Raw genomic sequence first — 13,168 nt, 5'->3', positions numbered from 1 at the left:
TCCATGTGTGGCATTGTCGGCATCGTCAGTACTTCCAACGTCAATCAGTCGCTCTATGATGCGCTGACTGTACTTCAGCACCGGGGCCAGGACGCGGCGGGCATTGTGACATTTCAGGATGATCGGTTTTTCCTCCGCAAGGATAATGGCCTGGTGCGGGACGTATTCCATACCCGGCATATGCGCCGGCTGGTGGGGAATGTTGGCATCGGCCATGTGCGTTATCCAACCGCGGGCAGCTCCAGCTCCGCTGAGGCCCAGCCGTTTTACGTAAACAGCCCGTACGGCATCACCCTCGCTCACAACGGCAACCTCACAAACGCCGATGATCTGAGCAAGGACCTGTTTCGCACCGACCTGCGCCACATCAACACCAACTCCGACTCGGAAGTTCTGTTGAACGTGTTTGCCCACGAGTTGCAGAAACTCGGCAAGCTCGACCCGACCAAGGACGAGATTTTTTCCGCAGTCAGAGCCGTTCACAAGCGTTGCCGGGGCGCCTACGCCGTTATTGCCATGATTACCGGTTACGGTATCGTGGGCTTCCGTGATCCGAATGGCATCCGGCCGGCCTGCTACGGTGAGCGCACGGCCGAAGATGGCCGCAAGGAATATATGATTGCCTCGGAAAGCGTTGCCCTGAATGCGGCAGGCTACACCCTCGTGCGGGACATTGCGCCGGGTGAGGCAGTCTACATTGAAACCGACGGCACCCTTTACACCCAGCAGTGCGCAGAGCAGCCCCATCTGTACCCGTGCATCTTTGAGCACGTGTATTTCGCCCGCCCGGATTCCATTATTGACAAGGTGTCGGTCTACAAGGCCCGTCTGCGCATGGGTGAGACCCTGGCCGAGAAGGTACTGCGAGAGACGCCGGATCATGACATCGACGTAGTGATGCCGATTCCTGACACCAGCCGTACCTCAGCCATGCAGATGGCACACCGTCTGGGTGTGAAGTTCCGCGAAGGTTTCATCAAGAATCGCTACATCGGTCGAACCTTCATTATGCCCGGCCAGAAAATGCGCAAGAAGTCGGTCCGTCAGAAGCTTAACCCGATCGACCTGGAATTCCGTGGCAAGAATGTAATGCTGGTGGACGATTCCATTGTTCGTGGCACCACCTGTAAGGAAATCGTCCAGATGGCCCGGGACGCTGGCGCCCGCAAGGTCTATTTTTCCTCTGCGGCGCCCCCCGTACGCTACCCGAACGTATACGGGATCGATATGCCTTCGGCCAGCGAACTGATCGCCCATGACCGATCTGTTGAAGAAATCCGGGAGCTGATTGGCGCCGACTGGTTGCTCTATCAGGATCTGGAGGATCTGGTAACCTGTGTCAGTGATGTCAACGACGACATTGAGGGCTGGGAATGTTCCGTGTTTACCGGCAATTACGTGACCGGCGATGTCGATGCAGCCTACCTGAACCGCCTGGAAGAAATGCGCAACGATGACAAGCGGTTCAAGAGCGCCGGCGCCACATCCGGCGATAACGGTATTATTGATTTGTACAATGACGAAGACTGAAGCAGCCGTATCAGGCAGGAGTAATTGATGACCTTTCGCCGTGAAGAGACTGTCTGGATTCCGGAATCGGATCTTGAAGGTATGTCCGTGGACACACTGGCGGTGAGGGCAGGGCAGATCCGCACCGGGCAACTCGAGCACAGCGATGCCATCTTCCCCACGTCCAGCTTTGTGTATGGCAGCGCAGCCCAGGCAGCGGCGCGATTTGGAGGCGACGAGCCGGGCAACATCTATTCTCGCTTTACCAACCCGACGGTTCAGGCTTTCGAGGGCCGGATCGCCGCCATGGAAGGTGGGGAGCGGGCTGTCGCTACAGCCTCGGGAATGTCCGCGATCCTGAGTACCTGTATGGCACTGCTGCAGAGCGGCGACCATGTGATCTGCTCCCGGGGTGTGTTCGGCACCACGAACGTGTTGTTCCAGAAATACATGGCCCGTTTCGGGGTGGAAACCACGTTTGTCAGTCTGACGGATATGGACGAATGGCAGGCGTCGGTGCGTCCAGAAACCCGAATGCTGTTCATCGAAACACCGTCCAATCCCCTTTGCGAAGTAGCGGATATGGCGGCCCTTGGGCAACTGGCCCGGGATAATGATGCGCTGTTCGTGGTGGACAACTGTTTCTGTACGCCTGTGCTTCAGCGACCACTGGAGCAGGGCGCGGATATCGTGATCCACTCGGCCACCAAATACCTTGATGGTCAGGGCCGCTGTGTGGGCGGCGTTGTGGTCGGCTCCGAAAAGATGATGGAAGAGATATACGGCTTCCTGAGGTCCGCCGGTCCTACCATGAGTCCCTTCAACGCCTGGGTGTTCCAGAAGGGATTGGAAACCTTACCAATTCGTATGCGCGCCCACTGTGACAATGCGTTAGAGTTGGCCTTGTGGCTGGAGCAACAGCCGGCGGTTGAACGCGTTTTTTATGCCGGGCTACAGAGTCACCCCCAACATGAGCTGGCTAAAAAACAGCAATCCGGGTTTGGTGGAGTGCTGTCGTTCCAGCTCAAGGGTGCAAGGGAAGAGGCCTGGGCCTTCATTGATGGCACCCGGATGATTTCCATCACGGCAAACCTTGGTGATGTCAAAACCACCATCACACACCCGGCCACGACCACTCACGGGCGACTATCACCCGAGGACAAGACGCGGGCCGGGATCACGGAAAACCTGATCCGGATTTCCGTGGGGATCGAAGCTGTTGAAGACCTGAAAACCGATCTTGAAAGGGGCTTTCAGGCGCTTCGGAACGCAAGCACCGATAACGTCTGAGCATTCATGGCCGAATCTGCAAAAGCGAAGAAAGCACCACAGGAACTGACAGAGAAGCAGCTGCGCTTTCGCCGCCTGGCAGCCCAGGGCGCCCGGGAAGGTGCCGTTATCGCACTGATAGCGCTCTGCATCTATCTTTCCATGGCCCTGGTCACCTTCAGCCCCTCAGACCCCGGCTGGGCCAGCATTGGCCATGACACCAGTGTCCAGAATTATGCCGGCCGCACCGGCGCGTGGCTGGCCAGCCTGTTCATGGATTTCTTCGGCCACGTCGCCTATCTGTTTCCGGTGATGATTGCCGGCTATGCTCTGATGCTCATCCGGCGGCGCAACGATTCCCTGGATTTGCACTGGCCGCTGTTCATGATGCGTTTCGGTGGCTTCCTGCTGATCCTTCTCTCGGCAACCAGCCTGTTGTCGCTGTATTCCGTGTTTGGTCTCGGAGCCTCCTCTGGCGGCGTGCTCGGAACGGCCGTGGCCGATGCCATGGTGCGGTTCTTCAACCTGCCGGCCACCACGCTGCTGCTGATTGCCATCTTCCTCTTTGCGTTGACCGTCACTACCGGCCTGTCCTGGTTCTGGTTGATGGACCAGGTGGGTGGCCTGACCCTCAGAACAGGTCTTGCCATCAAGAGCCTCTTCAAAGGCAATGCGAAACCGGAAAAACCGGAGCCCAAACCGGAACCGAAAGCTGAGCCACCGGTAATCAAGGATCGCGTGCCGCCGGTTAACAGCAAACAAAAGAAGGCCGGTTCAGACAAGCCTCGCTGGTGGCAACGAATTCCCGGCTTTGGTCCGAAGAAGCCAAAAGCCCCGAAGGCTGCGCCCAAGCAGGAATCCGGGCGAAAGGAGCCGGCACTGGATGGGCTCTCTGCCGAGGTGGATCCGGAGCCGGCGAGGCTCGAAAGTTTCAGTTCGCGGGACGATACGCCGGTTGCTGACAGTAGAGCCGCCAAACCCGAGCCAGCTCCGCAGCCGGCCGGGCGGTCGCTGAAGATCTCGCCGTTCAAGAAAGATGAGCAGCCGTCACAGCCGAAAGACAAGGGCAGCAAACAGCCCTCGTTACTGGAAGATATTGAAAGCCCGATTCCGCCGATATCCCTGCTGGACCCGCCGGAGGAGCACAAGGAAAAAGGCTATTCCGAAGAGTCCCTCGAACATATGTCCCGGCTGCTCGAGGAAAAGCTGGGCGACTTCGGAGTCTCTGTTGAAGTTGTCGAGGTGAATCCCGGCCCGGTTATTACCCGGTTCGAGATCAAGCCCGCTCCGGGCGTGAAAGTCAGCAAGATTTCCAACCTTGCCAAGGATCTGGCCCGCTCACTGGCGGTACTGAGCGTTCGCGTCGTCGAGGTGATTCCCGGCAAGTCTGTGGTCGGTATCGAGATTCCCAATGAAGAACGGGAGATGGTCCGGCTCAGCGAGGTGCTTGGCGCGCGGGTGTTCCAGGAGTCCAGCTCCCCGTTGACCCTGGCGTTGGGTAACGACATTGGTGGCAACCCCATGGTGGCCAACCTGGCAAAAATGCCGCACCTGTTGGTGGCCGGTACCACCGGTTCCGGTAAATCCGTCGGCGTGAACGCCATGCTGCTCAGCATGTTGCTGAAAGCGGGCCCCGAAGAAGTACGCTTCATCATGGTGGACCCGAAAATGCTGGAACTGAGCATCTACGATGGCATTCCGCACCTTCTGGCGCCGGTAGTCACCGATATGAAGGAAGCTGCCAATGCGTTGCGCTGGTGTGTGGCTGAAATGGAGCGCCGGTACAAGTTGATGGCCAACCTCGGGGTTCGCAACCTTGCCGGTTACAACCGCAAGATCAAAGACGCTGTGGCCGCAGGCGAACCACTGCTGGATCCGTTCTGGAAGCCGGATGAGTATCTCGCCAACGACGAACAGGAGCGCCCCGAGCTCGACACCCTGCCGTTCATCGTGGTGGTGATTGACGAATTTGCCGACATGATGATGATTGTCGGCAAAAAGGTGGAGGAGCTGATTGCCCGGATTGCCCAGAAGGCGCGGGCAGCCGGTATTCACCTGATTCTTGCTACCCAGCGGCCCTCGGTGGACGTGATCACCGGCCTGATCAAGGCCAATATTCCCACCCGGATGTCGTTCCAGGTGTCGTCCAAGATCGACTCGCGGACGGTATTGGACCAGGGCGGTGCGGAGCAGCTCCTGGGGCATGGCGACATGCTCTATCTGCCACCTGGATCGGGCCTGCCGGTACGTGTGCACGGTGCGTTTGTTGACGACGACGAGGTCCATCGCGTGGTCAGTGCCTGGAAAGCCCGGGGCGAACCGGTGTATGTGGACGATGTTCTCAACGGCGCTGAAGGCGAAAGCCTGCCGGGGGTACCGAACCTTTCAGAAGGCGGTGGAGATAGCGAAGGTGATGCGCTCTACGATGAGGCGGTTGCCTTCGTTACCGAAGGGCGACGGGTGTCGATCTCCTCGGTACAGCGAAAATTCAAGATCGGGTACAACCGGGCGGCAAACCTGGTTGATGCCATGGAAGCATCCGGCGTGGTAAGCGCTGCAGGCCACAACGGTGCCCGGGAAGTTCTGGCTCCGCCGCCACCCAGAGATTAGGAGTAACAAGCAATGGGACAATCTTTTTTGAAAGGCCTGGCCACCCTGGTAATGGCCGTGTTGATTGCTGGCCATGTAAATGCCAATGAAGGGAGCGAGAGCGCGAACGAGTTGGCCTCGTTGCTGAAGGGCTATGAGTCCTACCAGGCCGATTTTATCCAGATTGTAGTTAACGAGAACGGCAACAAGGTTCAGGAAACCCGGGGCTCCCTCAAGGCCAAGCGGCCGGGGCTGTTTTACTGGGAGACCAGCGCGCCCCTGTCCCAGTTTATTGTCAGTGATGGCGAAAAGGTGGAGGTCTACGATCCCGACCTGGAGCAGGTCACGATCCACAATCTGGATGATCGTGTGCAATCGACACCAGCGCTTCTGCTGAGCGGGGAAGTGGACAACCTTGAGGAGACTTACAAGGTCTCCGGGCGGCAGATCGGTGACAACACCCGCGAATTTACGCTGGAGCCGCGCAGCCCGGATTCGCTGTTCACGTCGCTCAGGCTGACCTTTTTCAAGGGTGAGCTGCAGGAAATGCGTATGCAGGATTCCCTGGCGCAGCTCAGCGTCTTGAGTTTTGACCGGATCAGGCTGAACGAACCGGTTGAAGCGGGCGCGTTCACTCTCGACTACCCGGAGGGTGTGGATATTATCCGGGACGGGGCCTGATGCAGGACAGCCTGTTTTCGGAATCCGCCGGCTTCCGGCCGCTTGCCGCGAGGATGCGGCCGGCCAGTCTGGAAGACTATGTCGGACAGGCCCATCTCGTCGGGCCTGGCAAACCGCTGCGACGGGCGGTCGAGCAGGGCCAGCTTCACTCCATGATCCTCTGGGGGCCTCCCGGAGTCGGTAAAACCACTTTTGCCCAGCTTCTGGCGAACGTCAGCGACCTCAGTTTCGAGACGGTCTCCGCGGTACTGAGCGGTGTAAAAGAAATTCGGGCTGTTGTGGAACGGGCCCGCAACCGGAAACAGTCCCAGGGCCGGGACACGCTGCTGTTTGTTGATGAGGTGCATCGCTTCAATAAAAGCCAGCAGGACGCGTTTCTCCCCCACATTGAAGACGGTACCTTCATCTTCGTGGGCGCTACCACTGAAAATCCTTCCTTTGAGCTGAACAGCGCCTTGCTGTCCCGGACCCGGGTCTACGTGCTCAAGAATCTTGAGGAAGAGGACATCCTTCAGCTGTTACGCCGTGCGCTGAAAGCTGACGAGGGCTTTGGTGGCCGGCTTCTGGTTGACGAGGACGTGCTGACAATGATGGCCTCGGCGTCTGGTGGCGACGCCCGCCGTGCGCTGAATATCCTGGAAGTGGCAGCCGATCTGGCTGAGCCGGATGAGTCCGGAGCGGATCGCGTTACCGCCGATCAGCTCGAGCAGGTGATGCAGACCAGCCTGCGCCGGTTCGATAAAGGTGGTGATGTGTTTTACGACCAGATCTCCGCGCTGCATAAATCCGTTCGCGGTTCCGATCCGGATGGCTCGCTGTACTGGCTTTGCCGGATGCTCGACGGTGGCTGTGATCCGCTGTATGTGGCCCGGCGTCTGGTGCGCATTGCCAGTGAAGACATTGGCAATGCCGACCCCCGTGCCCTCCAGCTCAGTATGGATGCCTGGGATGCCCAGGAACGCCTGGGGTCGCCCGAAGGGGAGTTAGCCCTGGCCCAGGCGGTGACCTACCTGGCGCTGGCTCCCAAGAGCAACGCCGTCTATAACGCCTTCAACCGGTGCATGGCAGATATCCGCCAGGATCCGGACTACGAGGTCCCGGTGCACTTGCGTAACGCGCCCACCAAACTGATGAAAAGCATGGGGCACGGGGATACCTACCGGTACGCCCACGATGAACCCGAGGCCTTTGCGGCCGGGGAGTCCTACCTGCCCGAGGCCATTCACCAGCGCCGCTATTATGAGCCCGTAAACCGAGGCCTTGAGATCAAACTGGCGGAAAAGCGCCAGCGTCTGGATTCCCGCAACGCTGAAAGCCCCCGCAAACGCTACACCTGAGCCTTTTGCTGCGGTAGCCACGAGCGCCAGTGCAGGTATAATGGCCAGTCATTCAAACCATCGCTAACCGGAAGATTCAGGATAATCATGCTCGATCCCAAACGTGTCCGCACCCAGACAGAAGAGATCGCCCGTCGGCTGACCATCAAGAATTTCAAATTCGATACCGCCGCCTTCGAGCAGCTTGAGGAACGCCGTCGTGCCCTTCAGGTAAGCACGGAAACCCTGCAGAGCGAGCAGAACAAGCGGTCCAAGTCGATTGGCAAGGCCAAGGCGGCCGGTGAGGATATCCAGCCGCTGTTGGACGAGGTGGAAGACCTGAAGAAAAGGAGATCCGAAGCGGAAGATGAACTCCGCACCTTGCAGGAAGAACTCAATGCCTTCCTGGCTGGAATCCCGAACCTTCCGGACGAAGACGTACCAGCCGGTGAAAGTGAAGACGATAACGTCGAGATTCGGGCCTGGGGCACGCCAAAGACCTTTGATTTCGAGCCAAAAGATCACGTTGCCCTGGGCGAAGGCCTGAAAGGCCTGGATTTCGAGACAGCGACCCGCCTGGCGCACTCACGGTTTGCGGTCATGCGCGGACAGGTGGCCCGGCTGCATCGGGCACTGGCCCAGTTCATGCTGGATCTCCATACCCGCGAGCATGGCTACCTGGAGACCTACGTACCCTATCTGGTTAACGCCGATAGCCTCTACGGAACCGGCCAGTTGCCCAAGTTCGAGGAAGATCTGTTCAAAACCGAGGGCGAGCATCCGCTCTACCTGATTCCTACTGCGGAAGTGCCCGCCACCAACCTGGTATCAGACTCCATTCTCGATGCCGCGGAATTGCCGCTACAGATGGTCTGCCACACGCCATGCTTCCGCAGTGAAGCAGGCTCTTACGGCCGCGACACTCGCGGCATGATCCGTCAGCACCAGTTCGACAAGGTGGAGCTGGTTCAGGTGGTTCGTCCGGAGGATTCAGACGCCGCGCTGGAAGCCCTGACCGGCCATGCCGAAAAAGTGCTCCAGTTGCTGGAACTGCCGTATCGTGTGGTTGCACTCTGCGGTGGCGACATGGGCTTTTCGGCGGCCAAAACCTACGATCTGGAAGTCTGGCTGCCAGGGCAGGACAAGTACCGTGAGATATCATCCTGCTCGAACACCCGTGATTTTCAGGCACGCCGCATGCATGCCCGTTGGCGTAACCCGGAAACCGGAAAGCCGGAACCTGTTCATACGCTGAACGGGTCAGGGCTTGCAGTTGGCCGCGCCCTGATCGCGGTCATGGAGAATTACCAGCAGGCAGACGGCAGCATCGTGGTTCCGGAAGTTCTCAAGCCGTACATGGGAGGCATTGACAGAATCCAATGAGTGATCAGCCAGAAAACGCACCAGGGAAGGGCGTTGGTGCAACCCCTGCACCGGTAAGGTACAGGGTTAACCCGGTGACCTCGAACCCGAACACGTCCGCAGGCGAGGTGGCTCTGGTCGGGGCCGGGCCTGGGGACCCTGAACTGCTGACACTCAAGGCCTGGCGGCTGATCAACTCCGCAGAGGTTGTACTCTACGATCGTCTGGTTTCACCGGAAATACTGGCTATGATCCCGGAAACCGCCGAGATGATCCATGTGGGCAAGCAGCGGGCCAATCACACTTTGCCCCAGGACCAGATCAATCAGCGCCTGGTGGATCTGGCCAGGCAGGGGCGAAAAGTCGTTCGTCTCAAGGGTGGAGACCCGTTTATTTTCGGTCGAGGCGGGGAAGAGATCGAGACCCTGGCCGATGCCGGTGTCCGGTTTCAGGTTGTGCCGGGCATTACCGCCGCCTCCGGTTGTGCCGCCTACGCCGGTATTCCTTTGACCCACCGGGATCATGCCCAGTCGGTCAGGTTCGTGACCGGCCATCTCAAGAATGATACCTGCGATTTGCCCTGGAAGGACTTTGTCCAGAACAACCAGACCCTGGTGTTTTACATGGGGCTGGTGGGGCTGCCGATCATTTGCAGGCAACTGGTCGCCCACGGAATGTCCCGGGACATGCCCGTGGCGCTGGTCTCAAAGGGGACAACCAGGGATCAGCGTGTGGTGACAGGGAGTCTCAGTACCATCGTCGAAAGGGTCGAGGCTGAAGCGGTCCAGCCGCCGACGCTGGTAATCATCGGCCACGTCGTTGCGCTGAGGGAAAGGCTGGACTGGATAGGCGGGGGCATGACAACGGGGAGCTGAGGCTCCCCGTTTTATCTTGGGATCAGGTCAGCCGATTTTGCGCTTGGGCAAAACGTCCTTCAGCTTGTCGCGCATATCCCGAATGGCTTTCTCGGTGGTTGGCCAGTCGATACAGGCATCGGTCACCGACACGCCGTATTTCAGATCGGCCAGATTCTCGGGAATAGACTGGTTACCCCAGTTAATGTTGCTCTCCACCATCAGGCTCTGGATCGAGGTATTGCCTTCCAGAATCTGGTGGGTGACATCCTGCATGACCAGTGGCTGGATGGCCGGGTCCTTGCTGGAGTTGGCGTGGCTGCAGTCAATCATCATCGACTTGCGCAGGCCCGCTTTTTCAAGCGCCTGCTCGCACAGGGCAACACTTACCGAGTCGTAGTTGGGTTTGCCACCGCCACCACGCAGAACAACGTGGCCGTAGTTGTTACCCTTGGTGCGGATAATTGCCACCTGGCCCTGCTGGTCGATGCCCAGGAAACTGTGCGGGTGAGATACAGACTTCATGGCATTAACTGCGACATCAAGGCTGCCGTCGGTGCCGTTCTTGAAACCGATCGCCATGGACAGGCCGCTGCTCATTTCCCGATGGGTCTGTGATTCAGTAGTACGGGCGCCGATGGCAGACCAGGCGATGGTGTCCTGCAGATACTGCGGTGAAATCGGGTCGAGCGCTTCGGTGGCTGCGGGCAGGCCCAGCTCGTTGATATCCAGCAGCAGTCGACGACCGATGTGAAGCCCCTGCTCAATATCAAAGGTGTCGTTCAGGTGCGGATCGTTAATCAGACCTTTCCAGCCGACGGTTGTGCGTGGCTTTTCGAAATAGACACGCATAACAATCAGCAGGGTATCGCTGACTTCATCGGCAAGCTTCTTCAGGCGCGCAGCATAATCCCTGGCGGCTTCAACATCGTGAATGGAGCAGGGGCCCACCACCACGAATAGCCGGTGGTCTTTACCATCCATGATGTCGTAGATGGCCTGGCGGCCCTTTGAGACGGTTTCTGCGGCCTTGTCGGAGAGTGGCATCTCCTTTTTCAGCGCTTCAGGAGTGATCAGTGCTTCCTGGCTCGCCACATTCAGATTCTCTAGTTTGTTGCCCGGCATGTTGTTCTGCTTCCCCGATTCTGATCGTTGCAGCCCTGGTGGACCATGGAATATGCCAACAGGGTTGCAGATTAACGCGAATAGCGCCGGTGCACGGTTGCGGTAAACCCCGGCGAGTTGGTTATACTGCGTTATTTACAGGGCCTTTTCAACGCTTCTTAGGTATGGGGAACGGATGTCGCAAAACAGGCGGAGACCGAAAGATGTGCCTTCCGTTGCAACGGTTTCAGGCAAGATTGACGATGTCCTGGCCGGCATTCGTGTTCCTGACCTCCCATACCCGGCTGGCAAGCTGGAACCAGAGGCTGTCAGTGACTGGCGCCCGCTGCTGATCTCGTGCTGGTCCGAGCAGCGCGACGAGCGGGTTACCCACGTAATCCGCTCTGTCCATCTGGAATGGTCAGCCCGCCAGGTAAACGCGGCTTACGTGGCCGACCGCATCATGGATGTCTTCCTGAAAACCAGTGGCCTGCACCCCAGCCTGGCCCGGCGCGTGGCGAGGCTGCGTTTCTACCTTGCCTGGCGAATGAATCTCGAAGGAAAGAAAGCGTTCAGCGAGCCGATTCTCAGCTGGCTGGACAGTTTGCAGGAGTGGCGGGGCTGGAGCGATTCCGGAGGTCGCTCCTCCAAAGTTCTGCTGGATCAGCTTGATTCGCTGGTAATAGCCGTTTCTGCCAGTTTCGAATCCGGCAAGACGGAACCTGTGAACGATTTCTGTTATCGCTGGCAGGAAGACGCTGAGAAGAGGGATGCCCAAGTTGGAAAACTTCGCCAACGGCTGCTGGAAACAGAGCAGGGGGCTGCCAAACAACGCAAAGCCGACCAGACGGCCCGGGCCCTCATCGGTCGCGCACTCCAGGGTCGTCGTCTTCCTGTACCGATTGTGCGGTTCATTCTTGATTACTGGCAGCGCCTGCTCAAGCAGTCGGTCTGGGATTCGGGCCTTGAGGGGGAGGCTTTCCGCCATGGCAGCAAGCTTCTCGAGTGGCTGGTCTGGATTGGTGATCCCTCCCTTTCCGACAAAGACCGAAACCGGCTCTATCACGTTGGTGAACAGATCGGTGACCGTGTTCTCGACGTCTGGAAACGGGTATACAACGAAGCGCTCCCGGCGGAATCCCTGGCCGGTATTGAAGCCGTCATGGTTTCGAGGCTCAGGGGAGAGGCGCCTGATCTGGTGGAGGCTCTACCCGCAGCAGGCAATTTTCATTGGGATAGCAGTTGGCTCGGCTTTGAGGTGCCGGCTGAGGAAACCTTCAGGCCCTTCGAGGGGCAGTGGTTTGTTGAAGGCGAAGGTGCAGCAGAGCAACGCCGGTTTTTCTACGCGTTTCTGCCCGAATCGGCAGAAATTCTCTGGACCAACGGCGCCGGTGTAAAATTGGGCCTGCAGACCTGGAATGAATTCCAGGCTGAACTGGAAAAAGATCAGATCCGACCACTGCCCAAGCTGACGCCTTTCGGGACGGTTCTGACGGAAACGGTTGAGCTGTTGGCGCGCGTATGCGACAAGCAACGCCGGCAGCGGGAGCAGGCCGCGGAGGCTGCCAGGCAGCGAGCGGAGGAACTGCGGCGGGAAAAAGAAGCGGCCGAGGCACGACGCAGGGCTGAGGAGGCAGAGCGTGAGGCAGAGCTGGAGCGGCAGCGACACGCCGCCGAAGAGCAGCGCCTCGCGGATGAAAAGGCGGAAGAAGAACGGATCCGGAAGGAACGCACCCTGCTGGCGGAAAAACAGGTGGACGCCATTAAACTGGGTGGCTGGATTGTCGTTGAGCCCGAGGAAGCGTCCGATGAACCGGCCCGTCTGAAACTGGCCGTGCGCATCAACGCATCCAGAAAGCTGGTGTTTGTGGATCGTCTGGGCCTCAATCGTCGTGAATTTCTTGAGGACGCCCTTGTAGAGGGTATTGTCGAAGGCCGGATCCGGGTTCTGGGAACCTCCGCAGAATTTGATGACACCCTCAGCAGGGTCGTTGGCCGTATCCGTGTCGGCCGCAACTGATATTGCCGAAGCAGGAAAAACAACAATGGCAGATAACGATTACAGCTTTGGAACCCGGAATGATCCGCCCGTTGATCAGGACAACCGTGCCGATTACCGCCTGACTGCCCGTGCCCGGGCCATTCTTGAACTCGAATCCGGCATGCCGGAGGAGGCAACGTCCGAGGCCAGGGAACTCGTCTGCGGTATTCGTGATATTTCCGCAAGCGGACTGTGTCTGTCCTCCGGGGAACCCCTGTCCCTCGGTGCCCTGTTACCGGCGAGCGTGTCCCTCGGTAACCACGCCGAGCCCTTCGGTTTGATAGTTGAGGTGGTCTGGTGTCGACCACATGAGTCGGGATTTCTGGTGGGAGTGCGGATTATCGAGTCTGACCAGACTGCCTACGTTGAGTGGGTAGAGGCTGTGGCGTCCGCGATGGATCAGGATTGACGAATCATCCCTCGTCAAACGAAAAGAGCCGGCA

10 protein-coding genes are annotated in these 13,168 nt (G+C 58.6%); 9 read left to right on the top strand and 1 reads right to left on the bottom strand.

Annotation, left to right across the window (positions count from 1 at the left end):
- Positions 1–3: 3 nt before the first annotated feature.
- The 7 genes from purF to cobA all read left to right on the top strand — a co-directional run bounded on the left by purF (position 4) and on the right by cobA (position 9,601).
- Positions 4–1,530 carry an amidophosphoribosyltransferase gene (gene purF, locus QZ534_RS03220; RefSeq protein ID WP_296931380.1) on the top strand — a complete coding sequence of 509 codons (1,527 nt, stop codon included), beginning with the start codon at positions 4–6 and terminating at the stop codon, positions 1,528–1,530.
- 27 nt (positions 1,531–1,557) lie between these two features.
- Entirely contained in the window at positions 1,558–2,799 is a 1,242-nt protein-coding gene (locus QZ534_RS03215) for an O-succinylhomoserine sulfhydrylase (protein ID WP_296931378.1), read from the top strand.
- Between the two features lie 6 nt (positions 2,800–2,805).
- A complete protein-coding gene (locus tag QZ534_RS03210; RefSeq protein WP_296931376.1) occupies positions 2,806–5,388 on the top strand; it encodes a DNA translocase FtsK in 2,583 nt (860 codons plus the stop codon).
- 51 nt (positions 5,389–5,439) lie between these two features.
- Entirely contained in the window at positions 5,440–6,048 is a 609-nt protein-coding gene (gene lolA, locus QZ534_RS03205) for an outer membrane lipoprotein chaperone LolA (RefSeq protein ID WP_296931492.1), read from the top strand.
- Entirely contained in the window at positions 6,048–7,385 is a 1,338-nt protein-coding gene (locus QZ534_RS03200; protein WP_296931374.1) for a replication-associated recombination protein A, read from the top strand. The genes lolA and QZ534_RS03200 overlap by 1 nt, the downstream gene beginning before the upstream one ends.
- 87 nt (positions 7,386–7,472) lie before the next feature.
- Positions 7,473–8,747 carry a serine--tRNA ligase gene (gene serS, locus QZ534_RS03195; RefSeq protein WP_296931372.1) on the top strand — a complete coding sequence of 425 codons (1,275 nt, stop codon included), beginning with the start codon at positions 7,473–7,475 and terminating at the stop codon, positions 8,745–8,747.
- Positions 8,744–9,601, top strand: coding sequence for a uroporphyrinogen-III C-methyltransferase (gene cobA, locus QZ534_RS03190; RefSeq protein WP_296931370.1), 858 nt, complete (start codon positions 8,744–8,746; stop codon positions 9,599–9,601). Before serS ends, cobA begins: the two co-directional genes overlap by 4 nt.
- A 27-nt stretch (positions 9,602–9,628) precedes the next feature.
- Here the strand turns inward: cobA and QZ534_RS03185 are convergent, their stop codons facing one another.
- A complete protein-coding gene (locus QZ534_RS03185; RefSeq protein WP_296931368.1) occupies positions 9,629–10,705 on the bottom strand; it encodes a 3-deoxy-7-phosphoheptulonate synthase in 1,077 nt (358 codons plus the stop codon).
- Between the two features lie 205 nt (positions 10,706–10,910).
- Between QZ534_RS03185 and QZ534_RS03180 the strand changes: the two genes are divergently transcribed.
- Both QZ534_RS03180 and QZ534_RS03175 read left to right on the top strand, forming a co-directional pair.
- A complete protein-coding gene (locus tag QZ534_RS03180; protein ID WP_296931366.1) occupies positions 10,911–12,704 on the top strand; it encodes a DUF1631 family protein in 1,794 nt (597 codons plus the stop codon).
- Positions 12,705–12,729: 25 nt separating this feature from the next.
- Positions 12,730–13,134 carry a PilZ domain-containing protein gene (locus QZ534_RS03175; RefSeq protein ID WP_296931364.1) on the top strand — a complete coding sequence of 135 codons (405 nt, stop codon included), beginning with the start codon at positions 12,730–12,732 and terminating at the stop codon, positions 13,132–13,134.
- The last annotated feature ends 34 nt before the right edge of the window (positions 13,135–13,168 follow it).

Source organism: uncultured Marinobacter sp. (assembly GCF_913055835.1).
Lineage (GTDB): Bacteria > Pseudomonadota > Gammaproteobacteria > Pseudomonadales > Oleiphilaceae > Marinobacter.
Note: the sequence above shows the minus strand (reverse complement) of the source record. Positions and strands in the feature narration are given on the sequence as shown.